The following is a 24888-nucleotide window of genomic DNA, read 5'->3' on the forward strand; positions in this document are numbered from 1 at the left end:
AATGTCAGAAAAAAAACAAAAAAATTCTCTATCATTGATTCACTCAATCAAAGAAGAACTCAAACATGATAAATTGGCATTGATTTCAACAATTTTCCTTTTAGTTGTCTTTTTGACAGTTTATATCTACTCGATGTTTCTCAAGCAAGCAAATTATGTTGATGTCAATATCATGGACCAGTATCTGGCGCCTTTGACCAATGGTCATTTGCTGGGAACGGATAATGGTGGACGCGATATCATCATGATGCTAATGATTAGTGCGCGGAATTCCTTTAATATCGCCTTTGCAGTGACTTTGATTACCTTAGTTGTCGGGAATGTTTTAGGGGTGATCACGGGGTATTATGGGGGAAGGTTTGATTTAATCTTCATGCGTTTCACCGATTTTTGGATGATTTTACCTAACTTGATGATTATTATCGTTTTTGTAACTATTATTCCGCGATTTAATGCTTGGTCCTTGATTTGGATTATTAGTATCTTTAGTTGGATAGGAACAACACGTCTGATTCGGGCAAAAACATTGACAGAGGTTAATCGAGACTATGTTCGGGCTTCTAAGACTTCGGGAACTTCAAATTTAAAAATTATGTTCCGAGAAATCTGGCCTAACTTATCGACTTTGGTTATCGCTGAGTCTACTTTAGTCTTTGCCGGAAATATTGGGCTAGAAACAGGACTTTCTTTCTTGGGATTCGGACTTCCTGCAGGGACTCCTTCTTTGGGGACGATGATTAGTGAGGCAACGAACCCAGAAACGATGACTGACAAACCTTGGACTTGGGTTCCAGCAACGGTAGTCATCTTGATTGTGGTCCTTGCAATTATTTTCATCGGTAATGCACTAAGACGCGTTGCTGACCAAAGACAAGCAGTAAGATAAAATAAAAATATCAGAATATAAAAAATAGTTTGACAAAAATAAATTTAGTGATATAATCTAAACATTCTAGTTAAACTAGAAATAAAACTTAATTTTTCGGGAGAAAATTAACATGAAAAAATTGAATATAACTTTATTGGCAACGACTGCAGTTTTAGCAACTGCACTCTTGAGTGCTTGTGGCTCCAACCAAAGCTCAAGTACAAGCACTACAAAATTAAAAGCCGGAAGTTTTGATGTGGCTTACAAAAATCCAGATAAGGCTATCAAAGGTGGAAACTTAAAAATCGCTTATCAAAGTGACTCCCCAATGAAAGCTGAATGGCTAGCTGGACTTTCAGATGATGCGACTTTTGGTACCATGTCTAGTCCTGCAGGTGGACAAGATGGAATCTTCTTTACGAACAGCTCATTTAAATTTATCAATGGTGGTCCTGCGAATGTCAGTCTTGATAATAGCGCAAAGACGGCAACAATTACCTTGCGTAAAGATTTGAAATGGTCTGATGGCTCGCAAGTTACGGCTAAAGACTATGAATTTACTTATGAAGTTACTGCCAACCCTGCCTACGGCTCTGACCGTTGGACTGATTCTTTAGCCAATATCGTTGGTTTGAGTGATTATCATGCAGGTAAAGCAAAAACAATCTCAGGCATCACTTTCCCAGATGGTGAAAATGGTAAAGTTATCAAGATTCAATTTAAAGCAATGACACCAGGAATGACTCAAACAGGAAATGGCTATTTCCTTGAAACAGTGACTCCTTATCAATACTTGAAAGACGTGGCGCCTAAAGACTTGGCTTCAAGTCCAAAAACGACAACCAAACCATTAGTCACAGGTCCTTTCAAACCAGCAAATGTTGTCGTTGGCGAATCAATCAAATATGTACCAAATCCATATTATTGGGGTGAAAAACCAAAATTAAACTCTATCACCTATGAGACAGTTTCAACAAATAAATCAGTTGCTGCTCTCTCATCTGGTAAATATGACTTTATCAATCAGATGACTCCTAGTCAGTACAAACAGGTTAAGAATCTTAAAGGGTATAAGGTGTTGGGACAACAGCAACTTTATATCTCATTGATGTACTACAATTTGGGACATTATGACACGAATAAATCAATCAATGTTCAAGACCGTAAAACACCATTACAAGACCAAAATGTCCGTCAAGCGATTGGCTATGCTCGTAATGTCGCAGAGGTTGATGCGAAGTTTTCAAATGGATTGAGAACACCAGCAAATGGACTTATCCCACCCATCTTTAAACAGTTTACAAGTTCATCAGTCAAAGGTTATGAAAAACAAAATCTTGACAAGGCCAATAAACTTTTGGATGCAGATGGTTGGAAACTCAATAAGTCTACAGGCTACCGTGAAAAAGATGGGAAAGAATTATCGCTTGTCTATGCCGCTTGTCAAGGAGATTCCAATCAAGAAACCATCGCTCAAAACTATATCCAACAATGGAAGAAGATTGGTGCGAAAGTCAGCCTTTATAAAGGAAAATTGATGGAATTCAACTCTTGGGTTGACCACATGACGACTCCTCCAGGAGCAAATGACTGGGATATTACCGACGGGGCTTGGTCGCTTTCAGGAGAACCTTCTCAACAAGATTTGTTCTCAGCAGCAGCCCCTTACAATATGGGTCACTTTAACGACCCACAAATCACTAAAGATTTGAATGATATTGACTCTACCAAGTCGGAAAATGTAACTTATCGTAAAGCAGCCTTTATTAAATATCAAAAAGATATGAATACTAAAGCTTATGTCATTCCAACTGATTATATGTTGAACTATACTCCTGTCAACAAACGTGTGGTTGGAATGACACTTGACTATGGGGATATGAAGCTTTGGTCAGAAATTGGAGTCTCTTCTAATAAGATGGCTACCAAATAATTTTAATTAACTATGTTTACAAGTTTTTTTGTAAAAATACCCTCACTTTAGTTCGCAATCTAAAGTCAAAGAAATTCAAGTCTATGATTTGAATTTCTTTTGTTTTATAAAAAGAAAAAATCACTGACAGAATTTTGTCAGTGATTTTATTTGTTGAAGGTGTAAATTTTTTATTGGCGGACAACGAGTACGTCACAAGGCGCATTCTTGATAATGTAGTCCGCCACGGAGCCGATAAAGATACGCTCAATGTAAGAAAGACCAGTAGCTCCAAGAACGATTAGACTAATTTCTTCTTCTTTAGGAAGAGTTTGTCCGAGCATTACTTTTGGAGAACCAAACTCAACACGAGTTTTAACCTTTTTGACACCAGCTTTTTTTGCTTCATCAGCAAAGTCATTAATGAGATTTTCAGCACCTTTGTGTGTATCATCAGCAACAACTGAATCATAAGCTGAGATAGATTGGAAGGCACGAAGGTCAATGACGTTAGCGATAACGAGTTCAGCATCGTTACGAAGTGCTGTTGCGACTGCTTTGTCAAAGGCTTTAGTAGCTTCTACCGAACCATCAATACCAACAAGGATTTTCTTATAGTTATCTAACATAGGCGACTCCTTCATAAGTTTTTATCTATATTTTAATTTTACTCTTATTTTGTCAATTTGTAAAAAGAAAACTGTTAAAAAAAGGTTTATGGTATAATTGATAAAGTGAATTTCTTCAAAACAATGTTCAAAAATTACTGACAAAGATTCAAAATTATTTCTAAATGGACTTAAGTCAATCTGGAGTTTCTGTCAGTAAAATTTGTGAGTGGTTATTGAAGAAAACTGTAAGAAATAGGTGAAAAATATGACTCGATATGCTGTGGTGGATCTGGAAGCGACCGATGCTCATAGTAGTGAAAATAAAATTATACAGATTGGGATTGCGCTTGTTGAAGGTGGAAAAATTGTTGAAACTTATTCCACAGAAGTAAATCCGCATGAACCTTTGCTTCCAAGGATTAGTGAGTTAACTGGTTTGTCAGATAAGCAATTAAAAAGTGCCCCCGATTTTTCAGAAGTTGCCTCAGAGGTGAGAAAACTGCTGACGGATAGTGTTTTTGTTGCTCATAATGCTCGGTTTGATTATGGACTTTTAGAAAAAAGTTTTCTTAATGCTGGTTTAGAATTTAATGAAATGTTACGCGTTGACACGGTTGATTTGGCGCGTGTTTTCTATCCAACTTTTGAAAAATATGGGTTAGAAGCGCTAAGCGAAAAATTAGACTTAGCTCATGACCATCCGCATGCTGCGGTTTCTGATGCTTATGCAACGGCAGAATTATTAATAAGAATAGAAGAAAAAATCCAAAAACTGCCAAGAAGTGTTTTAGAAGAATTGCTCAGACATTCAGATAATTTACTTTTTGAAAGTAAAAGCTTCTTACAAGAACAGTTAGATAAAACAAAAATTCGACCAGCTGCTTTTAAAGTGGTTCATAATATTGCGACTCGTAAGTTTAAATCTTCTGTCAGTAAAAAAAGTCCACTGACAGACTTGTCAGCAAATTTTTCAGAAAACATCAGTAGATTGGGCTTATCTTCTCGCTCAAAGCAAGAAAAATTAGCTCATTTAATGGAAACAGAGCTTACACATTTACAAGCAAGTTTTATTGAGGCTCCGACAGGACTTGGGAAAACTTATGGTTACTTACTACCCTTAGTAGCAGCAGGTCAACGAATTGTTGTTTCAACAGCAACAAAAGTTCTCCAAAAGCAATTGGTGAATGATGTTGCTCCAAAACTTGCAGAAACATTTGGTCTTAAAATGGCCAAAATTGTAGGAACCAAAAACTACATTTCCTTGAGAAAATTTTCTGAACTCTTATTAAATAATACAGATGGCAAAAATTTTGAAATTTTCAAGATGAAGATTTTAATTTGGCTGACAGAAACAAAAACGGGCGAATTGGATGAAGTTTCAAAAGTCATGACAAATGATGATTATTTTGATGGCATTCGCCACGACGGTTATGTCAACACTAAACATTTTCATTATGAACAAGATTTTTGGTTGAGAGCTCAAAAAGAAGCAGAACAAGCTGAAATTAAAGTAGTGAATCATGCTTATCTGATTGAACGTTTAGCAGATTATCCAGAAACTTTTTTGGAAAATCGGGTGCTTGTCGTCGATGAGGCTCAACAACTATTTCCAATCATGGAAAATGCTGGTCAGAAAAGTATAAAAATTACGGATGAACTCTTAAAAATTGACTCTGAATCAAGTGAAAATCCGCAACTGACTAAACGTCTTCAAGAAAGTCTTGTTTTTCAGCTCAATAAAAAAGAACTTGACTTAAGTAAAATAAAAATAGACGCTGATGAACTCGGGCTGACAGAACTATCAGCACTTTTGGAAGCTGATAATCAGATAGTTTGGCGTGAAAATGGCATACTTTATAGTAGCGACCAAGATTTTTATAATTTTGAGCGTCTGATTCCCAAAGAAACTAAATTGTTCATGTTGGGAGCGACACTTTCTCTATCTAAAGATAAACCCTCTTTTCCAGAATTACTTGGTTTTAAAGATTATCGATTTTTCAAAATTGAAGCTAGTCAAGCCACCAATCAAGAATTATTGACAGTGGCAGATGCTCCTAATATCAAAAATGTAAGTTTGATTGATTACGCAGACTATACAGCTGATACCATTGCAGAACTTGCCAAGTTGAATCTCCCAATTGTTGTTTTATTTACTTCAAAAATGTCATTAACTTTTGTTGCTGAAAAATTATCCGCTGAAGGATTTGATATTTTAGCACAAGATATTAATGGAAGTCCAGCTCAAATCAAGAAAAAATTTGATAAGGGTGAAGGAAAAATTTTATTAGGACTCGGCTCTTTTTGGGAGGGTGTTGATTTTGATAAGCAAAACCAAGTGATTCTGGTTATACCAAGATTGCCCTTTGCGACACCTGATGATATTTTAACTAAAAAATATGCTAAAAAATTTGAAAATCCTTTTTATGACTTCAACGTTCCCATGGCGACGTTAAAAATGCGTCAAGCAATTGGTCGAGTGAATCGGCGAAAAAATCAGTACTCAAGTATTGTTGTATTAGATAAACGTCTTGGTGGGAAATCCTATGCCAAAAGAATGCGGAAAAATCTCTCAGAAGCTTTACCTGTAAAAATGCTGAATTTACTTGACACAATCAGCGAAATCAAGAATTTTTTGATATAATAAAACATGTTTAAGCAAAAACTTAAAATGGGAGATTGGACAAATTATTTTTGACCAATCATAAGAGGTTTTTACTAATAAATAGCTTGAAATATCTTTGAAAAAGATTTGCTCAAATTTTGAAAGAAGAAAAAAATGAAAAAGCGGAAAATGACTCGACATTCGCAAATTATAATCGGAATTTTAGTGATAATTTTAGCCATTTATTTGTCTATCGGCCTTTTCTTTTGGAAAAGTCTGAATCCCTATCATTCTGTGCGAGCGCAAGCGATAAATATTGCTAAAGACAAAACAGATTTAGTCAAAGCGACGGGATTTGATATTGCGTCTACAGATACTGTGACTTATTCAATTGTCGGGCTCAATAAAGCGAACCAAGAAGTTGGAATTTTAATTCCAAAAAAATCTGGTAAAATCAAAGAGGTACAATTATCTGAGGGGGTTTCACCTGCAAGCCTAACGACTAAAGATACCAAATCAGTTGTTTTAGCGCTTTACAAAGGGAAACCAGCCTGGGAAGTAAATAATAGCAATGGATTTAAAGTTTATGACTTTGAGTCAGGAAAAGAGTTGATATGAAAAAATGTTCTGATTTTGTATTAAAAATGGATGAGTCTGTGACCCTTGCGGCGGCCAATCGTGCCAAAGCATTAAAAGCACAAGGACGAGATATTATCGACTTGACCCTTGGTCAACCAGACTTTCCAACTCCTAAAAAAATTGGTCAAGCGGCCATCGAAGCGATAAATAATGGACAAGCTAGTTTTTATACACAAGCTGGTGGACTTCCAGAACTTAAAAAAGCCGTTCAACATTATTGGACACGTTTTTATGCTTATGAAATTCAAACAAACGAAATATTAATTACGGCTGGGGCAAAGTTTGCCCTCTACGCTTACTTTATGGCAACTGTTGACCCTTTAGATGAGGTAATCATACCAGCACCTTATTGGGTTTCTTATGTTGACCAAGTAAAAATGGCTGGTGGGAATCCAGTAATTGTAGAAGCCAAGCAAGAAAATAACTTTAAAGTTACGGTTGAGCAATTAGAAAAAGCAAGAACAAGCAAAACTAAGATTTTATTACTAAATTCGCCTTCAAATCCAACAGGAATGATTTATTCTAAAGAAGAATTAACAGCCATTGGAGAATGGGCAGTTGCTCATGATTTATTGATTTTGGCCGATGATATCTATCATCGTTTGGTTTATAATGGAGCAGAATTTACAGCAATTTCAAGCCTGTCTGATGAAATCAGAAACAGAACGACAGTGATTAATGGTGTTTCTAAAACATTTGCAATGACTGGTTGGCGAATTGGTTTAGCCGTAGGTGATCCTGAAATTATTGCTGCAATGACTAAAATTGCCAGTCAAACCACTTCAAATCCGACCGCTGTTGCTCAATATGCTGCCATAGAGGCATTTGAAGAAAATGATAAAAGTTTTGAGAAAATGCATGCTGCATTTGAAGAACGCTTAAATAAAATTTATCTTCAACTTTCAGAAGTTCCTGGTTTTGAACTTGTGAAACCAAATGGTGCTTTCTATTTGTTCCCGAAAGTGACCAAGGCTATGGCGATGAAAGGCTATACGGATGTGACTGATTTTACGACAGCCATTCTTGAAGAAGCTGGGGTAGCTCTAGTTACAGGAGCAGGTTTTGGTTCTCCAGAAAATGTTCGTTTGAGTTATGCAACAAGTCTTGAAACTCTGGAAGCAGCAGTAACAAGATTAAAGGATTGGATGAATGATTGATAAAAAAGAAGCAAAATCAGCTTATAAACTTTCAAAAAAAGTTGGAGCAGTTGTTGCTTATAAGAATTTCGAAACGAATGAACGCTATATCGACATAGCACCAGACTTAGCAGGTGTAAAAAATCGTTTTGAATTTGCTAAAAAGACTGGGATTGGTTTGCCTTATGCCATTGAAAAAGCAGCAAAAACGGCTGATTTTGAATTGGAAGTTCTTGAAGAGCTAGAAAAAGATGAACTTCAAACGACGAAAGAATTCAAAGAAGATTTAAAAACCTTAAAAGAAATCTGGCTTGAAAAGTCATAAAATTATGATTTAAAAATTATAAAATAGAAATATAGATAGAAGGATTTATTTATGAAAGACTTAATTTCAATCATTGATGTAAAAGACCACGTTGGTGAAACAGTAAAAATCGGCGCTTGGGTCGCTGACAAATCAGGCAAAGGGAAACTTCAATTTCTTCAACTTCGCGATGGGACAGCATTTTTCCAAGCTGTTGTTTTCAAACCAAATATGATTGAAAAATTTGGTGAAGAAGAAGGAACAGCTAAATTTGATGAAATCAAACATTTATCACAAGAAACTTCAGTTTATGTGACTGGTGTGGTCAAAGAAGATTCACGTTCAAAATTTGGTTATGAACTTGATGTGACAGAGTTGGAAGTGATTGGTCACTCACACGATTATCCAATTACACCAAAAGAACATGGCGTTGAATTCCTCCTTGATAACCGTCATTTATGGTTGCGCTCAAAACGTCAAATGGCAATGATGCAAGTGCGTAATGCAATTATCTATGCAAGCTATGATTTCTTTGCGAAAAACGGCTTTATTAAGTTTGATAGCCCAATTCTTTCAGGAAATGCTGCAGAAAATACAACAGAACTTTTTGAAACAGATTATTTTGGCAACTCTGCTTTCTTGTCACAATCAGGACAACTTTATCTTGAAGCTGGTGCAATGGCTCTTGGACGTGTCTTTGACTTTGGTCCCGTTTTCCGTGCTGAAAAATCAAAAACTCGTCGTCATTTGACAGAATTTTGGATGATGGATGCAGAATATCCATTTGTTACTCATGATGAATCTTTGGATATTCAAGAAGCTTATGTGAAAGCTTTGATTCAAGGCGTTTTGGATAATGCGGCTTATGCGCTTGAAACACTTGAACGTGATACAAGCATGTTGCAAAAGTATATTGATACGCCTTTCAAACGTGTGTCTTATGATGATGCGATTGATTTGTTGCAAGCCCATGAAAATGATGAAGATACAGACTATGAACACGTAGAACACGGGGATGACTTTGGCTCACCACATGAAACATGGATTTCAAATTACTATGGTGTTCCAACCTTTATCGTCAACTATCCTGCAAGTTTCAAAGCTTTCTACATGAAACCAGTTCCTGGTAATCCAGAACGTGTCTTGTGTGCTGATTTGTTGGCACCAGAAGGTTATGGCGAAATTATTGGTGGCTCAGAACGTGAAACAGATTATGACTTGTTACTTAAGAAAATTGCTGATTTCGGTTTAGATCCTAAAGATTATGATTGGTATTTAGAACTTCGTAAATTTGGTTCAGTTCCGCATGCTGGTTTCGGACTTGGTCTGGAACGGATGGTTACTTTTGTGGCTGGAACAGAACACATTCGTGAAGCTATTCCATTCCCACGTATGATTAATCGTATCCAACCTTAAAAATAAAAGCCTCTAAATTAGAGGCTTTTTTATTATTTATTATTCAGCAACTGAGGATGAGCTTGCAGCATCAATGTCATTTTGTGTGATTAAGAGATTAAAGATCTCTGAATTATCTGGATTCAAGTAGATGTAACGTTCTTTGAAATTTGGATACATGGAAGTGAATTTATTAAATTCAGTGGCTGTTCCTGAAGCCAATTGCTTAATCATTGTTTCTTTAGAAATAGTAGGGGTTACTTTATTTTTATAAATATAGGTATAAACAATTGTTTCAGGAGCTTCTGCAGTAACTTTGATATCTGAGTAGGTATCTTTGAAAGAAGCTTTCGTTGTTTCCATATTTTTTCGTGTAGCTTCTACAGTCATTTGAAAGCTAGAGCTAATATTTTCTTGAGTATTTTCAACTTTTTTTGAAGAAGATGTTGAACTTGAAGAGGAGATGGCCGTTGATGAAACAGATGAACTGGCTTTGGCTTTACTATCTGATTTTTTAGAGCAAGCTCCTAACGAGAGAAGAGCAAGTGCAAGAGTTGTAGTAATTAAAATTTTTTTCATAATACTAGAAGTATAACATGTTTAGTTTCATTTAAGCAAGTCGAAAATTTAATTTTGGTTTCAAAAAATACATTTTTATTTTATAATTTACGATATCTTTTACTTTTAAGTCAGTAAATCGGATGCAAATGAAAATTTTTTCATTAAATTTTGATAATGATAGCCTTTGCAAGACTGTGATATAATTAGACTTATGAAAAGTAAAGAAGAGCAGCGAATGAGTTGGTCAGAAGATGAATATGAAGCGATGGTTGACTTAGCAACAAGACAATTGGCTGAACGGATGGCCAAGCGGGCATTGATTACTCATGAACTGTATGATTACAATTATCTTGATTCGCAGTTTGTGGCGGATTTTATTGCTGAATTTGTCATCAGCGGCTATGCTTCCTATTTGATTAAACCTGAAAATCTTGATGAAGAGGCCATTTTGCTTTTATTTGTGAATATGGCTTATGAAAATATGCGAGGATTGCCAGATGAAGTGGGACAATACCATCGGCTTTTTCGCCAACTTTGTGACCTTTATTATGAACAAGGTTGCTTGCGAAATGCTTTAGTCGATGAAGTAGACTATCAAGAAATGGTTCTAGCAATTTTAGCGGATATTTTTATGGAAGTAAAATTGCGAAAAAAGCTTTGAAATAGGGTTTGTAAAATTTAAGGGGGAGAAAATGGACTTAGATGCTTATCAAAAAGCAATTGTCAAATTTGATTTAAATAAAAATATTGAGTTTCGGGATAAAATTGATTTTGCTTTTTTGGACAAAATTTTAGGGCTGTCTGGCGAGGCAGGAGAAGTTGCTGACAAAGTAAAAAAAGTGATTCGGGACCAAGAGGGAAAGCTGTCAGTAAATGATAAAAAGGCAATTTCTTACGAGCTAGGCGACTTATTGTGGTATCTGGCGACAAGTGCACGTTATTTAGGAATATCCTTAGAACAAGTTGCAAGCGAAAACATTGAAAAATTAGAAAGTCGTTTAAATCGTGGAAAAATTTCAGGATCAGGTGATGAAAGATGAAAATATTAATTGTAGCAGGTTTGCCTGATTTTATTCCCGACGAAACTTTTGATAAATATATTGGTGTGGATCGTGGCTCGCTTTTTTTAGTGGAAAAAGGGATTCAGCTAACGCTTGCGATTGGTGATTTTGATTCTGTCAGTAAAACTGAACTTGATAAAATTTCTGTCAGTACTGACAAGTTGATTAAATTACCTGCTGAAAAAGATTTGACAGATTTAGAAGCAGCTTTAGATTTTATATTAAAAGATTTTCCAGATGCTGAGCTGACAATAGCTGGTGCTTTAGGTGGACGTTTGGATCACTTACTGACCAATGCCTACCTAGCAACACGCCCAAAATATCAGAGCCTTGCTCCCAAAATGCATTTAGTTGACCAACAGAATTTGGTGACCTATTTACTACCAGGTCAGCATTTACTCAAAAGAATACCAGCTTACAAATATATTGGTTTTGTACAGGTCGATACAAGCGATAGTCTGGCTATTGTGGGAGCCAAGTATCCTTTAAAAGCCGAAGATAATTTTAGTTTAATCTATGCAAGTAATGAGTTTATAAGTGAGCAGATGCAAGTTTCATTTGATAGTGGCGTGGTCATTGTGATTTATTCAGGAGATTTGCGGAAAAAATAAGAATCACCAGATTTAAGGAGAGAAAAAAGTATGATTATTGGAGTCATTGGGGCAACATCAAATATCGCAAGCAAAGCTTATTTACCTGTTTATGCAAAAATGCAGGAAGAACACCGTTTTATTTTATATTCTCGTCAGTGGGATAAAGCCGAAAAAGTTCGTAAGCAGTATAAATTTGAATACGCAACAGAAGATTTATCAGCGCTTGAAACGGTTGATTTAGTTATTATCCATGCTGCAACAAGCCAACATTTTGAATTGGCCAAAAGATATCTGACAGCAGGGGTTCCGGTATTAATGGATAAACCGATTTCCGAAAATTTTTCTGAGGTAAAAGAATTACAAAAGTTAGCAAGGCAAAAAAATGTTTTATTTGTTGTTGCCTTTAATCGTAGATTTGCACCACAAACTGCTAAATTAAAAGACTTACCAGAAAAAAATATGGTGAAAGTAAGCAAAAATTTAGCGAATTCTGCGAGTGACAAAATCACTTTTTCGATGTATGATATTTTTATTCATCCGCTTGACACCTTGATTTATTTGCTAGATGATGAAATTTTAGAAGTGAATTATTCACTTAAAAAGAATAAAAAGGGGCTCTTAACACGAGCGATTGTTATGTTAGAAACCGCGACGACTAGCGGGATTGCAACGATGAATTTAGAAGCAGGAGCTTTTACAGAAGAATTTATAGTGGAAAGTCCCAATGCAACTCTCCGTTTATCAGAGCTGACAGAACTTGAAAAAATGACAGGAATTGACCGCCAAAAATTCGGAATTAGTGGTTGGCAAAGTACCACTTATAATCGAGGATTTGATGAAATAATTTCAGCAATGACTCAGGCAGTTGAAAAATTTGATGGTCAAAATCGAGAAGAGTTACTGACAGAACTTAAACAAAAAAATATTTTAAAATCGCATGAAATCATTGCCCAAATGTTGAGCTGAGAAAATACTGACAGAATTTCAAAAATTTCTGTCAGTATTTTTTTTGATTGCCCCTTGCATTATTGTCAATAAAAAAGTATAATTATAAAAAAATTAAGAAAAGGAGTCCGCATGAAAACACAACAATCAACAGTCTTTTATTTTTGGCGCAGATAGTTTGTGTTTATGCAATTGGCGTAGATACAACTTTTGAGTATACTCAAGTTTCTGCGCCGGGATTCAAAGAAGACCGGATAGTAAAAACTATCTGGTCTTTCTTTTTTAATTTTTTTAACCTTTCTTTCAACTCTAAAGTAAAATTAATCGTAAAGACCGACTCCAAGCAGGGTTTTGCTAGGCGACTGGAAGGTAACTTATAAAAGAAAGCTTTGCTTTCACACATTAGAAAAGAGGAATTTTATGGAAAATTCTACAGGCTTGAAGTCTTCTTTAAAGACTCGCCACATTGTTATGCTCTCACTTGGGGGAGCGATTGGATCAGGACTATTTTTAGGTTCTGGTAAAGTCATCGCACAAGCAGGGCCAAGTGTGCTGCTCTCCTACGTCTTAGCTGGGCTGACCCTTTATGTCGTCATGTATGGTGTTGGAAAAATGGTCATCCATCAAGATGACCATAAAGCTGGGATGGCTGGAGTTGTTGCTCCTTTTATTGGAGATCATTGGGCGCATTTTGCAGACTGGGTTTACTGGGCAACTTGGATGGCGGTCCTCATCGCAGAAGAAGCGGGAGTTTCAACTTTCCTTGCTATGCTGATTCCTGGCGTCCCACTTTGGGTTTTTGCTCTGGTTGTTGCGGTTCTTGGAACGGCAATTAATCTCTGGTCAGTCAAAGCTTTTGCCGAAACGGAATATTGGTTGGCCTTTATCAAGGTCGCTGTTATCCTACTTTTGATTGCTTTGGGTATTTATTTATTGGTTATCAATGATGCTCATCTTGGTTTTGTTGCCGATAGTGCTCAAAAAGTAACTACGAAAAGTACAGCACCAAGTTTTGCTCCAAATGGTTTTTCAGGATTTTTAACTTCACTATTAGTCGTTATTTTCTCATTTGGTGGTTCTGAATTGGCGGCCATTACAGTTGCTGAAACAGAAAATCCAAAAGTGGCTATTCCGAGAGCTATTCGAGGCGTTTTAATTCGGATTATTAGTTTTTATGTTATTCCAATCTTTTTATTCTTGCATTTATTGCCATGGAGCGAAGTGTCAAATCCAGACGCCGCTAGTCCATTTGCGACAATTTTTGCTCGAGTTGGAATTCCTCACGCAGATAAAATTGTACTTGTAATTATTGTTATTGCTATTTTCTCAGCCGTGAATTCGGCAATTTATGCTACTTCACGTTCACTTTATTCTCGAATTCAAGGTTCTAGCACTTATGTGGGTAAAAAATTAGGTAAATTATCAAAAAATCAAGTGCCAACGAATGCGATTTTAGTTTCTTCATTTGTTCTATTTATCGGAGTTCTTTTATCAGCTGTTTTGGGTGATGGTTTCTGGCAATTTGTCGCCGGTTCAATCTCATTTACCATTTCAATCGTATGGATTCTCTTATTAGTTGCTGCTTTAGTTTTGTATTTTAAACATAAAGAAGTCACAAATTGGGTTGTTAAATTGGCAACACTTGTAGTACTTATCGCTTTAAGCCTCGTGTTTATCATGCAAATTATCATAAATCCTTGGACATTGTCCGTCTTTGCCTTGGTTATTTGCCTTTTGTCTTACTTTAGTTACCGCAAGAAAAAAGCATAATAGAAAAAACATTCATTTTATAATGAATGTTTTTATTTTTGCTTGGCTAAAAGATACTCTAAAAATTTTTCTTTAATCAAATTATTTTTGACAAGAGACAATTTTTGCTTGCGAACAAGTTTATGTTTAAACCACCATTCACAAGACATGGCATCATTTTTATTATCAAAATTGACAGAAGCAAGCAACTTAACTGGAAGCCTCGTTTTTGTGTATTTAGCTCCTTTTCCGGAGTTGTGAGTGGCAAGTCTTTTTTCTAAATCAGTGGTGTAGCCACAGTAAAGCGTTTGGTCAGCGCACTGTAAAACATAGGTGAAATGGGTGTTCATAAAATTATCCTAAAATTTCTAAAATGCTAAATGTCTATAAATTGATTATAGCATTTCATGTAGCCAAAGTTAAGAGCTAGCTTTCTATTCGTGGTATAATAATAGTATGATTACTTCACTTACGATTCTTTCAAGTCTAGCAATTATTGTGACCGCAATCATTGCTTTTGCGGAATATCAGGCTGGAAAAAGACGTCATTCAACCACTCTTTCTATTGAAATGCTTCATAAGCAAAAAGATGATTTTATTAAGTGGTTTTATGATTATCTTCATATTTCACAAGTCTTGATGCGAGTGACCATTCAGCTTAATATGGACCGTTTGGAACAACGTCATTTTGAGAATACAAATGATTCAAGTAATCAACGTCGCATTATTCGTATTAATGAGAATACAATGTCAAGAGATCGAAATGCTGCGGATTTAAATTATCAGATGATGCTTTTAAATCTGGTGATTGATGACCGTAAGCCTTATTTTGAGAATACTCAAATAAAAATTCGTTCGAATTTTGAAACATTGATGCATGACATCAATGAGTTTACAAGAAAAATTCATGTAGAATATGATGAAAAAATGAAAGAAACTGATGATGCAGGCTGTCGTTCTATTATGAATGAAGCTCGCAATTTGGCTAGAAATACGATGGAAATTATCGAAAAATCTAATCATGAAATGGGTGAACAAGTCAAACATGATATTCAGTCACTAGAAGATGAAGTAGAACATTATTTTAAAAAATAAAGCAAACAGGAATGTACAAGACAAATAGTAATACATGGTGCGTGCTAGACAGGACTAGTGAACTCTCTCTTAGTGAGAATGGACATCTGCAATAAAAGAAACGTGCTAACCTGTAGAGTAAAAACAAAATAAAAAGGAAGTAATATGCCACAAGATAAAATAGTAATACATGGTGCGCGTGAGCACAATTTAAAAAATATTGATGTTGAGATTCCAAGAGATAAATTAGTTGTAGTTACAGGTGTTTCAGGTTCTGGTAAATCATCACTGGCCTTTGAAACTTTATATGCGGAAGGGCAACGCCGTTATGTTGAATCCCTGTCAGCTTATGCCAGACAGTTTTTAGGAAATATGGATAAACCAGATGTTGACTCAATAGATGGTTTGTCACCAGCGATTTCCATTGACCAAAAAACAACCTCAAAAAATCCGCGTTCAACGGTCGGAACAGTCACAGAAATTAATGATTATTTGCGTTTGCTCTATGCGCGTGTTGGAACGCCTTACTGTGTGAATGGTCATGGTAAAATTTCGGCACAATCTGTCGAAGAGATTGTTGAACAAATTCTTGAACTCCCAGAAAAAACACGTTTGCAAATCCTTGCTCCTGTCGTGCGGACTAAAAAGGGAACGCACGTTAAGATGTTTGAACGTATCCAAAAAGATGGTTATGTGCGCGTCCGCGTTGATGGTGAAGTTTACGATATTTCAGAAGTTCCAGAGCTTGATAAAAATAAAAAACATACCATTGAAATTGTCATTGACCGTATTGTCGTGAAAGAAGGGATTCGCTCACGTCTTTTTGACTCGGTAGAAGCCGCGCTTCATCAGGCCGAAGGTTATGTTATTGTTGATAAAATGGATGGCTCTGAGCTGCTTTTTAGTGAATTTTACGCTTGTCCTGTTTGTGGATTTACCGTTCCAGAATTAGAACCACGCCTTTTTTCATTTAATGCACCTTTTGGTTCATGTCCAGATTGTGATGGACTAGGAGTCAAATTGGAACCAGACGTCGATTTACTAATTCCTGACACCAGTAAAACACTGCGTGAAGGGGCGATTATCTACTGGTATGGAAAAGCCTCAACTTACTACCCAGCACTTTTAGAACAAGCTATGGAGCAATTTGGCATTGATTTAGATACGCCTTGGGAAAAATTATCAGAAAAAGAGCAGCAAATCGTCCTTTATGGAAATGGCGATAAACTTTTTCATTTTCTCCACGAAGGGGATTTTGGATTACGTGACCAAGATATGACTTTTGTTGGGGTCATTCCTAATCTTTGGCGCCGTTATCGCTCGGGAATGAGTGAGTCTGCCAGAGAAATGGCACGTTCTTACATGACTGAATTGACTTGTACGACTTGTCATGGTTATCGTTTGAATGACCAAGCTTTATCTGTAAAAGTCGGCGAAAAAAATATTGCTGAATTTTCAATTCTGTCAATTGGCGATACGCTTGACTATGTGGAAAGTCTTGCTTTAAGCTCAAACAACGAGATGATTGCCAAACCTATTTTGAAAGAAATTAAAGACCGTTTGGCTTTCTTAAAAAATGTTGGTCTGGATTATTTGACTTTGTCTCGTTCGGGTGGGACTTTGTCAGGTGGAGAATCTCAACGAATTCGCTTAGCAACACAGATTGGTTCTAATTTGTCAGGTGTTTTGTATATTTTGGATGAGCCATCAATCGGTTTGCACCAAAGAGATAATGATCGTTTGATTGAATCTTTGCAAAAAATGCGAGATTTAGGAAATACTTTGATTGTTGTTGAACATGATGAAGATACGATGATGGCAGCGGACTGGTTGATTGATGTTGGGCCTGGTGCAGGCGATTTGGGTGGTGAGATTATTGCTTCTGGCACACCAAAACAAGTCATGAAAAATAAAAAATCACTGACAGGACAATATTTGTCAGGAAAAAGAGCCATTCCAGTTCCTGAAAAACGTCGGGCCATTGATAAGAAAAAGATGGTCAAGATTACAGGTGCAAGTGAAAATAATTTGCAAAATCTTGATGCTGAATTTCCAATGGGCGTCATGACTGCTGTGACTGGTGTTTCTGGTTCGGGTAAATCAACTTTGGTCAATAGTATCTTGAAAAAATCATTGGCTCAAAAATTGAATCATAATTCAGAAAAACCTGGTAAGCATAAAAAAATTACAGGTTATGAAGGAATTGAGCGTTTGATTGATATTGACCAAAGTCCAATTGGTCGGACTCCCCGCTCAAATCCAGCCACTTATACCAGTGTTTTTGATGATATTCGTGATTTATTTGCCAATACCAATGAGGCAAAAATTCGTGGATATAAAAAAGGACGTTTTTCATTCAATGTCAAAGGTGGGCGTTGTGAAGCCTGTTCTGGTGATGGAATTATCAAGATTGAAATGCACTTTTTGCCAGATGTTTATGTGCCTTGTGAAGTTTGTCATGGCAGACGTTATAATTCGGAAACTTTGGAAGTTCATTATAAAGGAAAAAATATTTCGGAAGTGCTTGATATGCGCGTGTCTGATGGACTCGAATTCTTCCGTCATATTCCAAAAATCGAGCGGAAATTGCAAACGATTGTCGATGTTGGTTTGGGCTATGTGACGCTTGGTCAACCGGCAACAACCTTGTCAGGTGGAGAAGCACAACGGATGAAATTGGCTTCTGAGTTGCAAAAACGCTCAAATGGTAAAGCTTTTTATATTTTGGATGAGCCAACAACTGGTTTGCACAGCGAAGATATTGCGACATTGATTCAGGTTTTAGACCGTCTGGTTGAGCAGGGAAATACGATTGTGGTCATTGAGCACAATTTGGACGTCATTAAAACGGCAGATTATATCATTGATTTAGGACCAGAAGGTGGAGCTGGCGGCGGAACAATTCTTGCCAAGGGTACGCCTGAGGAAGTAGCCAAAGTTACTGACAGCTATACTGGTCAGTATCTTAAAGCAAAATTAGAAAAAGCAAAAGGATGAGAATACTAAGAAATTTTTGTCAGTAAATATAATCAAACAAGCGTAATCTATAAATTTAGATTACGCTTTTAAGGAAAGAAAATGGATAAATTAAAAGAAATTTTTGAAGCCATCAAAGCAGATCCGCAAAATATAAATTACACAAATAAAGGGATTGAACCACTTTATTCTGTTCATAAAGAAGCCAAAATTTGTATCATAGGACAAGCACCGGGCATTAGAGCGCAGGAATCACGCCTCTTTTGGAACGATCCATCAGGAGAACGCTTGCGTGACTGGCTAGGAATTGACCGAGAAACATTTTATCAATCGAATAAAATTTCAATTTTACCCTTAGATTTCTATTTTCCAGGAAAAGGAAAATCAGGGGATTTGCCCCCGCGAAAAGGTTTTGCCGAAAAATGGCACGAACCACTTTTGCAGCAAATGCCAGAAATTGAACTTTTTGTTTTGGTTGGATCTTATGCGATAAAATACTATTTAAATCTAAAATCGTCAGCAAAAACAACAGAAGTGATTCGTGATTTTGAAAAATATCTGCCAAAATATTTTCCACTTATTCACCCTAGTCCAAGAAATAACATTTGGCTAGCCAAAAATCCTTGGTTTGAGCCCCAACTTGTACCAGAACTTCAAAAAAGAATTGCACAATTAATGAAATAAATTACTGACAAAATGGTCAATTTAAGAAAAAATGAAAAAAACTAACCGTGAAGCTTGTTGCTACTAATCACGGTTAGTTTTTTATAGTTCATTAAGAAGTTGCACTTGTTTCTTCTGTGATAAATGTGTCACTGGCAGTTCCAATGATTGGGTCTTTGAGGAAGTCCCACATAGCTGAGTTATATTTCAATTGAGTAACGAACTCATAGCCACCGGGTGCATCTGGAATTTTAAGGCCTGGGAATTTCGATAACATTTGACCATAGTTGATGTTGAGGTCGACAGATACATCTGCTACCCCAACCCATAATTGGTGAGGGGTTGTAATTACAATACGGTCAGCAGCAACTTGAATCATTGAGCTGTCAATATCTACAGTATTTGGTCCAAGAATACATTGAACAGTTACTTGTCCCTTGATTGTATCAATGAATCCAGGAAGTACTGCGAGGGTTTTGAATTCCTTAGGAAGTTTAACTGACACAACAGAAGTATCTCCATCCACAAATCCTGAGCTTCTGGCCGTGTAGTGCAAAACTACATCCCCTGTATATTGACTAACTCCTTCAATATTCGTAAAAGGGACAAGTGACCCTTCTAATTTACCTTTAGCAGTGACAATCGCTGTTCGTGCAGAGATACCTGGATTTCCAGCAGGAGGGGTTACGGGCGCTTTGACGCTGTCTGCAAAGGAAGTCCCCATAGGAAGGCCAGCTAAAACGAGTCCACAAGCTAACGCTCCAATAATTGTTTTTGTCTTCATAATATACTCCAATTCGTATTTTGTTTTTTATGCTCGAGCAATATAAGAAAACGTTCTCTGATGATATTTTCTCACATTGAAACACAATCGTCAAATAAAAAGTTAGCAAAATGAAATTTTTCCACAATAAAGTAACATTATAGTATAATAAACGAAATTTTGTATTATATAAACAACTATAACAAAAAAATTCTTACCATTGTAAGAATTTAAACGACTAAAAATCAGTTCTTGCCATCTGAATATGCTGAATCCCTGCCTCTTCAAAAATTTGTCCAACTTCATTAAAATGAAATTTACTATACAAACCTCGTGCAGAAAGTTGCGCATGAAGTTCTAATTTATTTAGCTTAGTTTCTTTGGCAAATTCAATCAAGCGCTCAATCAAAATTGCTGCATAACCATGTCCTCGGGCTTCTTTTAAAATTGCCATTCGTTGAACCAATGCTGTTTTTTCACCCAAATCAGTAAGTAAGCGAACAGTCCCCTTGGCAACTCCTTCATCATAAAGGACAAAATGAACAGCAGAAGCTTCCTCAAGGGCATTACCAACCTCAAGTTCATAAGGGACGCCTTGCTCTTTGACAAAAACTTGATTGCGAATTCGTAAAGCATCAAAATAAATATCGGACATCGTGTCACGAGTCACTCTAATTTCCATAAGTTCTCCTAAAGATTAGTTTACATAAAAGCCTTGGATTTATTATAAAGCTTTCCACAGATACTTGCAAGTGTTGGAATTACTACATCTGATAGTTTAGGATTATATTGTATGTGCTGCATAGAGCCTAGTTTTAAGAAGAATAAAATATTTTACAAAATTTCTGATTAAAATCCTTGACATATCCCATCTTTAGATATAAAATATCCATAGATTAAGTAAATCTACGGATTGCAAGGAGAAATGATGAATATTGTTTTATTAGGCGGAAATGGCTATATAGGAAGATATCTTACAGAAATGTGGATAAATAAGAATAATGATATTAAAATCTACACAATTTCAAGAAGTGGTAAAAATAAGTTTGAGCATCCTAATGTGGTCAACATCAAAGCAGATGTAAATGATTTTGAAAAATTGGAAAAGCTCTTACCACAAGAGGTTGACTTCATTATAAATTTAATTGGAGCACCAGAAAAAGATGAACTTAAATCAAGAGAGATAAATGATCAACCAGCAGAAGTAATGCTGAAAATTGCTCAAATAAAAAAGGTTAAGGCCATGGGCATGATAGGAGGAAAACTTGGACCTAAATATTTTTTGAATACAAAAGCGAAATTAATTAAAATGTTGAGAGAATCAGAGATACCTGTAGTTGTTGTCGAACCTACTTTAGTTTATGGAGGAGATAGGAGAGATAGACTATCAAAATTGGTTCCCTTATTCAATACTTTGGGAGTTTTTTCTAAAAATATAAAACCTATCAGAGTAGAAAAAGTTGTAAAAGAAATGATTGAGGGATTGGAAAATAAATGAAACTGTCCAAACATTTAGAAGAAGCCGTTTATGTTTTACTAATTTTAGCGACTCAAAAAGACCAACAAGCCTTGAAAAGTAAAACGCTCAGCAAATTATTGGAAGTTTCCGACTCCTCTCTAAAAAAAGTATTAAGGCAATTAGTGGTAAATAATTTAATAGAGTCTACAGCAAGTAAAGATGGTGGCTTTAAGCTTAAAAAAAGAATAAATGAAATTTCGTTAAAGGACGTAATGGCTGCAGTAGAGGGGGGAGAATTCATTAGTGCTGACCTTAGTCATATCGGGCAGCGCATCTTTCCAAATAAAGCACACACACTTGAGAGTGAGAGTCTAGTGATTGAAACTTTAACTAAAGCTCAAAATCTTTATGCACTAGAATTAGAGAAATTAAAGCTTAGTGATTTATTGTTAGCCGAAGCGATGGATAATAAGACTTTAGACTGGCTAAAAAGAGAATGAGTTCTCTTTTTAGCCGTAGCAAAACACCTTGTAGGTGTTTTTTTATATTTATAGACTTTACAAACGCCAGTAGATTTTATCTATGCTTTTTTAGAGGGAACTTTTGGATGTGAAAGGCGCTAAAAGAACAATATTTAGATGACTTGTTTTTTGTTTGAAGGCTAACCTAGCGCGGTAAATCAGTTTATGGTATTATAGATAGTATTAGGGAGATAAGCCTAGAGTTCTTTCAATAAAACTCACTTGATTTAAAATAATGATTTATTTTGAGAAAGATAAAAATAAATTAAATAAAGGAAATCTATGTTCAAAAAAAGTAAATTATTCTTCTGGACAGTTGAAATATTAGCCGTTACTTTACTAATTTTTCTATTGACTCAGATTCAATTTGTATTCCAGCCCATAAAGACGTTACTGACGCTCTTATTTGTTCCGTTTATTATTGCAGGTTTTTTATATTATGTCTTCAATCCGGTTGTTACTTTTATGGAAGAAAAGCTAAAAATAAAAAAAGTATTTGGCATTTTCATTGTTCTTATACTTATTTTAGGAATGATTATTTTTGCAGTTGCATCAGTCATTCCAAGTTTAATTACACAGCTGACAAGTTTGATCAATGCCACTGGGAAAGCTTATCCTCAGATTCGAACATGGATAGAAGGACTTCAACATAACCCAAGATTCTCGCATATTTATGAACAACTTGATATTAAGAGCCTTGTTGAAAGACTAAATCTTTCTTATACTGATATTTTGCATAATCTTTTAAACAGTATTACGATAAGTGTTGGAAGTATTGTAAGTATTATCACGAGCATTATCATGGTAATGATTTTAGTTCCAATTCTTCTTTACTACATGCTCAAAGATGGTGAAAAAATTATTCCATTCTTGAAAGAAAATGTACTGACAGAAGATAAACTTAATATCTTTGAACTTTTGGAAAATATGAATCATACGATTTCTCGTTATATTTCTGGAGTTGCGCTTGATGCTTTATTGGTCTTCATTGTCGTTTTCGTCGGTTATATGGTTTTGGGAATTCCTTATGCTTTCCTTTTTGCACTCTTTGCGGGTGTTACTAACCTTATTCCTTATGCGGGACCATATATCGGGGTTTTACCAATGGTTGTAACGGTTGCTTTTAATCGTCCAATTACAGCCTTAATTGCGGTAATCTATGTTCTCGTCTTACAACAACTTGATGGAAATTTGGTTTATCCTAAAATTGTTGGTTCTGCCGTTAAAGTGCATCCAGTTACAGTTATGATTTTGATGTTAATTTCAGGAAGCCTATACGGAATTCTTGGAATGATTATTGCTGTTCCGGCCTATTGTTTGGTCAAAGAAATTGTAAAATTTGCCAATAGTCTTTATAATAACCATAAAGCTGAACAAAGAAAAATTATTTCAAAATGAGAACAAAAATATGATATAATAATTCTATCTAAAATGTTAACTCTTATTTTCTTAAATTCGAGCTAACTAAGTTTTAAGTGTTAAAATAAACACTATAATATCTTTTTCAAGGAGCACTAATGTCAAACCCTGATCCCGAGAGTGTATCGATACTCTTGCAGATTCTTTTACTAATTTTTTTAACAGCTTTAAATGCCTTCTTCTCAGCCAGTGAGATGGCCATGGTCAGTCTCAGCCGGACAAAAGTAGAGCAAAAGGCCAGCGAAGGTGATAAGAAATATATCAACCTTGTTAATATTCTTAATCAACCAAGTAATTTCCTCTCGACAATTCAGATTGGGATTACTCTGATTAACATCTTGGCGGGGGCTAGTTTGGCCGAAGCTTTGTCATCACGTCTAGCACCATTATTAGGTGGAACGGCATTGGCTAAAACTTTATCTCAAATTATTGTTTTAGCTATTTTGACTTATGTTTCACTTGTATTTGGTGAACTTTATCCTAAACGAATTGCCCAAAACCTTAAAGAAAAAATGGCCCTACGGGTCGCACCACCTATCCAATTTTTAGGAAAAGTGATGAAACCTTTTGTTTGGTTTTTAGCAAGTTCAACCAACGTCTTGAGTCGTTTGACACCAATGAAATTTGATGATTTGGATGAAAGTATGACTCGTGATGAAATTGAGTATTTACTTAATACCAATGATGAAGCACTTGATGATAATGAACGCGAGATGATTACTGGTGTATTCAGTTTGGATGAATTGGTGGCGCGTGAAATTATGGTTCCAAGAACTGACGCCTTCATGATCGATATTAATGACGACTCACGTGAAAATATTACAGCTATTCTGAACGAAACTTATTCACGAGTTCCAGTTTATGATGATGACAAAGATAATATTCTAGGGATTCTACATGTCAAAAAACTTTTGAGATATAGTTTTGAGCATGGTTTTGATGATATTGACCTACGGGAAATTCTTCAAGAACCATTGTTTGTCCCTGAAACAATCTTCGTTGACGACTTGATGCGCCAAATGCGCAAAACCCAAAATCAAATGGCAGTATTGCTAAATGAATATGGTGGCGTTGAAGGTGTAGTAACATTGGAAGATTTACTAGAAGAAATCGTCGGTGAAATTGATGACGAAACAGATATTGCCGAAGAAGATGTTTTCAAAATTGGCGAAAACCTCTATGTCGTGCAAGGGAAAATGACTCTAAACGACTTCAATGAAGAATTTGATACTCATCTTGAAAGTAATGACGTAGATACCATTGCGGGTTACTTCTTGGCAACGACTGGGAAAATTCCGGCCAAAGGACAACAAATTGTTTGCAAAGTTGATAATGAGGAAGATCATTTTTCACTGACAAGTTTAGAAGTTTCTGGAAAACGTGTGGTTAAACTTCGTGTTGAATTTGACGTTGAACCAGAAGAAACAGAAATTTAAAAAAATACTGACAGAAATTCTGTCAGTATTTTTATTTAATCAAAAAGCTTTAATTAGTTAAACCCTTACATTTATTGACTGACCGAGCTTGATTTACTAAGAGAAAGTTACTGACAGAGCCGTTAGTAGGATATTTTACTGACAGAATTTAATTTGATAAAATCAGCGAATTGCGGTATGATAGTGGTGTGAAATAGTGTT

Annotated in this window: 24 protein-coding genes; 19 read left to right on the top strand and 5 right to left on the bottom strand. The window is 35.8% G+C overall.

Going from position 1 to position 24888, the window contains the following annotated elements; all coding sequences use genetic code 11:
* Position 1: 1 nt before the first annotated feature.
* Positions 2–886: an ABC transporter permease gene (locus tag RSC39_RS05470; RefSeq protein ID WP_021037800.1), complete on the top strand. Its 885-nt coding sequence runs from the start codon at positions 2–4 to the stop codon at positions 884–886.
* A 112-nt stretch (positions 887–998) separates the two neighbouring features.
* Positions 999–2801: an oligopeptide ABC transporter substrate-binding protein gene (locus RSC39_RS05475; protein WP_332535680.1), complete on the top strand. Its 1803-nt coding sequence runs from the start codon at positions 999–1001 to the stop codon at positions 2799–2801.
* A gap of 170 nt (positions 2802–2971) precedes the next feature.
* Here the strand turns inward: RSC39_RS05475 and RSC39_RS05480 are convergent, their stop codons facing one another.
* Positions 2972–3409: a universal stress protein gene (locus RSC39_RS05480; protein ID WP_010906159.1), complete on the bottom strand. Its 438-nt coding sequence runs from the start codon at positions 3407–3409 to the stop codon at positions 2972–2974.
* Positions 3410–3656: 247 nt separating this feature from the next.
* On the opposite strand from RSC39_RS05480, the gene RSC39_RS05485 reads away from it, so the two are divergent.
* The 5 genes from RSC39_RS05485 to asnS all read left to right on the top strand — a co-directional run bounded on the left by RSC39_RS05485 (position 3657) and on the right by asnS (position 9488).
* Positions 3657–6032, top strand: a complete 2376-nt coding sequence (locus RSC39_RS05485) for a helicase C-terminal domain-containing protein (protein ID WP_332535682.1) — start codon at positions 3657–3659, stop codon at positions 6030–6032.
* Between the two features lie 135 nt (positions 6033–6167).
* Entirely contained in the window at positions 6168–6611 is a 444-nt protein-coding gene (locus tag RSC39_RS05490; protein ID WP_011676846.1) for a DUF5590 domain-containing protein, read from the top strand.
* Positions 6608–7789, top strand: a complete 1182-nt coding sequence (locus tag RSC39_RS05495; protein ID WP_011835744.1) for a pyridoxal phosphate-dependent aminotransferase — start codon at positions 6608–6610, stop codon at positions 7787–7789. The genes RSC39_RS05490 and RSC39_RS05495 overlap by 4 nt, the downstream gene beginning before the upstream one ends.
* On the top strand, positions 7782–8093 hold the full coding sequence (locus RSC39_RS05500; protein ID WP_332535685.1) for a GIY-YIG nuclease family protein: 312 nt from the start codon (positions 7782–7784) through the stop codon (positions 8091–8093). The genes RSC39_RS05495 and RSC39_RS05500 overlap by 8 nt, the downstream gene beginning before the upstream one ends.
* A 51-nt stretch (positions 8094–8144) precedes the next feature.
* On the top strand, positions 8145–9488 hold the full coding sequence (gene asnS / locus RSC39_RS05505; protein WP_063282112.1) for an asparagine--tRNA ligase: 1344 nt from the start codon (positions 8145–8147) through the stop codon (positions 9486–9488).
* Between the two features lie 39 nt (positions 9489–9527).
* Here the strand turns inward: asnS and RSC39_RS05510 are convergent, their stop codons facing one another.
* Positions 9528–10046 (bottom strand): hypothetical protein, encoded by a 519-nt coding sequence (locus RSC39_RS05510; RefSeq protein WP_063282113.1) that lies wholly within the window; start codon positions 10044–10046, stop codon positions 9528–9530.
* A 193-nt stretch (positions 10047–10239) separates the two neighbouring features.
* Here RSC39_RS05510 and RSC39_RS05515 point away from each other — a divergent pair, with 193 nt between their 5' ends.
* From RSC39_RS05515 to RSC39_RS05535, 5 genes are all read left to right on the top strand, one after another.
* Positions 10240–10689, top strand: a complete 450-nt coding sequence (locus RSC39_RS05515) for a hypothetical protein (RefSeq protein WP_041168656.1) — start codon at positions 10240–10242, stop codon at positions 10687–10689.
* A 31-nt stretch (positions 10690–10720) separates the two neighbouring features.
* Positions 10721–11068, top strand: a complete 348-nt coding sequence (locus tag RSC39_RS05520) for a nucleoside triphosphate pyrophosphohydrolase family protein (RefSeq protein ID WP_063282114.1) — start codon at positions 10721–10723, stop codon at positions 11066–11068.
* On the top strand, positions 11065–11700 hold the full coding sequence (locus RSC39_RS05525; protein ID WP_332535690.1) for a thiamine diphosphokinase: 636 nt from the start codon (positions 11065–11067) through the stop codon (positions 11698–11700). The genes RSC39_RS05520 and RSC39_RS05525 overlap by 4 nt, the downstream gene beginning before the upstream one ends.
* Before the next feature lie 30 nt (positions 11701–11730).
* Positions 11731–12648 carry a Gfo/Idh/MocA family oxidoreductase gene (locus RSC39_RS05530; RefSeq protein WP_332535692.1) on the top strand — a complete coding sequence of 306 codons (918 nt, stop codon included), beginning with the start codon at positions 11731–11733 and terminating at the stop codon, positions 12646–12648.
* A gap of 399 nt (positions 12649–13047) precedes the next feature.
* Positions 13048–14397 carry an amino acid permease gene (locus RSC39_RS05535; RefSeq protein WP_332535694.1) on the top strand — a complete coding sequence of 450 codons (1350 nt, stop codon included), beginning with the start codon at positions 13048–13050 and terminating at the stop codon, positions 14395–14397.
* A gap of 32 nt (positions 14398–14429) precedes the next feature.
* On the opposite strand, the gene RSC39_RS05540 is transcribed toward RSC39_RS05535, so the two are convergent.
* A complete protein-coding gene (locus RSC39_RS05540; protein WP_332535696.1) occupies positions 14430–14726 on the bottom strand; it encodes a GIY-YIG nuclease family protein in 297 nt (98 codons plus the stop codon).
* 106 nt (positions 14727–14832) lie between these two features.
* Here RSC39_RS05540 and RSC39_RS05545 point away from each other — a divergent pair, with 106 nt between their 5' ends.
* The 3 genes from RSC39_RS05545 (at position 14833) to RSC39_RS05555 (ending at position 19110) form a co-directional block, all read left to right on the top strand.
* Complete coding sequence (locus RSC39_RS05545; RefSeq protein WP_021165682.1) at positions 14833–15471, top strand: hypothetical protein; 639 nt, start codon at positions 14833–14835, stop codon at positions 15469–15471.
* 144 nt (positions 15472–15615) lie between these two features.
* Positions 15616–18447, top strand: a complete 2832-nt coding sequence (uvrA, locus tag RSC39_RS05550; protein ID WP_332535699.1) for an excinuclease ABC subunit UvrA — start codon at positions 15616–15618, stop codon at positions 18445–18447.
* An 81-nt stretch (positions 18448–18528) separates the two neighbouring features.
* A complete protein-coding gene (locus RSC39_RS05555) occupies positions 18529–19110 on the top strand; it encodes a uracil-DNA glycosylase family protein (RefSeq protein ID WP_332535701.1) in 582 nt (193 codons plus the stop codon).
* Positions 19111–19201: 91 nt separating this feature from the next.
* On the opposite strand, the gene RSC39_RS05560 is transcribed toward RSC39_RS05555, so the two are convergent.
* Positions 19202–19873 (bottom strand): hypothetical protein, encoded by a 672-nt coding sequence (locus RSC39_RS05560; protein ID WP_063282121.1) that lies wholly within the window; start codon positions 19871–19873, stop codon positions 19202–19204.
* A gap of 217 nt (positions 19874–20090) precedes the next feature.
* Positions 20091–20534 carry a GNAT family N-acetyltransferase gene (locus RSC39_RS05565; protein ID WP_332535704.1) on the bottom strand — a complete coding sequence of 148 codons (444 nt, stop codon included), beginning with the start codon at positions 20532–20534 and terminating at the stop codon, positions 20091–20093.
* Positions 20535–20780: 246 nt separating this feature from the next.
* Between RSC39_RS05565 and RSC39_RS05570 the strand changes: the two genes are divergently transcribed.
* The 4 genes from RSC39_RS05570 to RSC39_RS05585 all read left to right on the top strand — a co-directional run bounded on the left by RSC39_RS05570 (position 20781) and on the right by RSC39_RS05585 (position 24687).
* Positions 20781–21350, top strand: a complete 570-nt coding sequence (locus RSC39_RS05570; RefSeq protein WP_332535706.1) for an NAD(P)-dependent oxidoreductase — start codon at positions 20781–20783, stop codon at positions 21348–21350.
* Positions 21347–21811, top strand: coding sequence for an Rrf2 family transcriptional regulator (locus tag RSC39_RS05575; RefSeq protein ID WP_043735669.1), 465 nt, complete (start codon positions 21347–21349; stop codon positions 21809–21811). The genes RSC39_RS05570 and RSC39_RS05575 overlap by 4 nt, the downstream gene beginning before the upstream one ends.
* A gap of 303 nt (positions 21812–22114) precedes the next feature.
* The gene (locus RSC39_RS05580) at positions 22115–23230 is read left to right on the top strand and encodes an AI-2E family transporter (protein WP_021037782.1); all 1116 of its coding nucleotides are present in this window, start codon (positions 22115–22117) and stop codon (positions 23228–23230) included.
* Positions 23231–23349: 119 nt separating this feature from the next.
* Positions 23350–24687 carry a hemolysin family protein gene (locus RSC39_RS05585; protein WP_332535709.1) on the top strand — a complete coding sequence of 446 codons (1338 nt, stop codon included), beginning with the start codon at positions 23350–23352 and terminating at the stop codon, positions 24685–24687.
* Positions 24688–24888 lie beyond the last annotated feature (201 nt).

Source organism: Lactococcus sp. (genome assembly GCF_036648155.1).
GTDB lineage: Bacteria > Bacillota > Bacilli > Lactobacillales > Streptococcaceae > Lactococcus > Lactococcus cremoris.

What these genes read in the sequence shown, in the direction of transcription:
- RSC39_RS05585 (WP_332535709.1), top strand. Translation starts at nt 23,350, where the DNA reads ATGTCAAACCCTGATCCCGAGAGTGTATCGATACTCTTGCAGATTCTT.
- uvrA (WP_332535699.1), top strand. Translation starts at nt 15,616, where the DNA reads ATGCCACAAGATAAAATAGTAATACATGGTGCGCGTGAGCACAATTTA.
- RSC39_RS05475 (WP_332535680.1), top strand. Translation starts at nt 999, where the DNA reads ATGAAAAAATTGAATATAACTTTATTGGCAACGACTGCAGTTTTAGCA.
- RSC39_RS05525 (WP_332535690.1), top strand. Translation starts at nt 11,065, where the DNA reads ATGAAAATATTAATTGTAGCAGGTTTGCCTGATTTTATTCCCGACGAA.
- RSC39_RS05580 (WP_021037782.1), top strand. Translation starts at nt 22,115, where the DNA reads ATGTTCAAAAAAAGTAAATTATTCTTCTGGACAGTTGAAATATTAGCC.
- RSC39_RS05555 (WP_332535701.1), top strand. Translation starts at nt 18,529, where the DNA reads ATGGATAAATTAAAAGAAATTTTTGAAGCCATCAAAGCAGATCCGCAA.
- RSC39_RS05545 (WP_021165682.1), top strand. Translation starts at nt 14,833, where the DNA reads ATGATTACTTCACTTACGATTCTTTCAAGTCTAGCAATTATTGTGACC.
- RSC39_RS05470 (WP_021037800.1), top strand. Translation starts at nt 2, where the DNA reads ATGTCAGAAAAAAAACAAAAAAATTCTCTATCATTGATTCACTCAATC.
- RSC39_RS05535 (WP_332535694.1), top strand. Translation starts at nt 13,048, where the DNA reads ATGGAAAATTCTACAGGCTTGAAGTCTTCTTTAAAGACTCGCCACATT.
- RSC39_RS05565 (WP_332535704.1), bottom strand. Translation starts at nt 20,534, where the DNA reads ATGGAAATTAGAGTGACTCGTGACACGATGTCCGATATTTATTTTGAT.
- RSC39_RS05540 (WP_332535696.1), bottom strand. Translation starts at nt 14,726, where the DNA reads ATGAACACCCATTTCACCTATGTTTTACAGTGCGCTGACCAAACGCTT.
- RSC39_RS05495 (WP_011835744.1), top strand. Translation starts at nt 6,608, where the DNA reads ATGAAAAAATGTTCTGATTTTGTATTAAAAATGGATGAGTCTGTGACC.
- RSC39_RS05480 (WP_010906159.1), bottom strand. Translation starts at nt 3,409, where the DNA reads ATGTTAGATAACTATAAGAAAATCCTTGTTGGTATTGATGGTTCGGTA.
- RSC39_RS05570 (WP_332535706.1), top strand. Translation starts at nt 20,781, where the DNA reads ATGAATATTGTTTTATTAGGCGGAAATGGCTATATAGGAAGATATCTT.
- RSC39_RS05500 (WP_332535685.1), top strand. Translation starts at nt 7,782, where the DNA reads ATGATTGATAAAAAAGAAGCAAAATCAGCTTATAAACTTTCAAAAAAA.
- RSC39_RS05560 (WP_063282121.1), bottom strand. Translation starts at nt 19,873, where the DNA reads ATGAAGACAAAAACAATTATTGGAGCGTTAGCTTGTGGACTCGTTTTA.
- RSC39_RS05530 (WP_332535692.1), top strand. Translation starts at nt 11,731, where the DNA reads ATGATTATTGGAGTCATTGGGGCAACATCAAATATCGCAAGCAAAGCT.
- RSC39_RS05575 (WP_043735669.1), top strand. Translation starts at nt 21,347, where the DNA reads ATGAAACTGTCCAAACATTTAGAAGAAGCCGTTTATGTTTTACTAATT.
- RSC39_RS05485 (WP_332535682.1), top strand. Translation starts at nt 3,657, where the DNA reads ATGACTCGATATGCTGTGGTGGATCTGGAAGCGACCGATGCTCATAGT.
- RSC39_RS05520 (WP_063282114.1), top strand. Translation starts at nt 10,721, where the DNA reads ATGGACTTAGATGCTTATCAAAAAGCAATTGTCAAATTTGATTTAAAT.
- RSC39_RS05490 (WP_011676846.1), top strand. Translation starts at nt 6,168, where the DNA reads ATGAAAAAGCGGAAAATGACTCGACATTCGCAAATTATAATCGGAATT.
- RSC39_RS05510 (WP_063282113.1), bottom strand. Translation starts at nt 10,046, where the DNA reads ATGAAAAAAATTTTAATTACTACAACTCTTGCACTTGCTCTTCTCTCG.
- asnS (WP_063282112.1), top strand. Translation starts at nt 8,145, where the DNA reads ATGAAAGACTTAATTTCAATCATTGATGTAAAAGACCACGTTGGTGAA.
- RSC39_RS05515 (WP_041168656.1), top strand. Translation starts at nt 10,240, where the DNA reads ATGAAAAGTAAAGAAGAGCAGCGAATGAGTTGGTCAGAAGATGAATAT.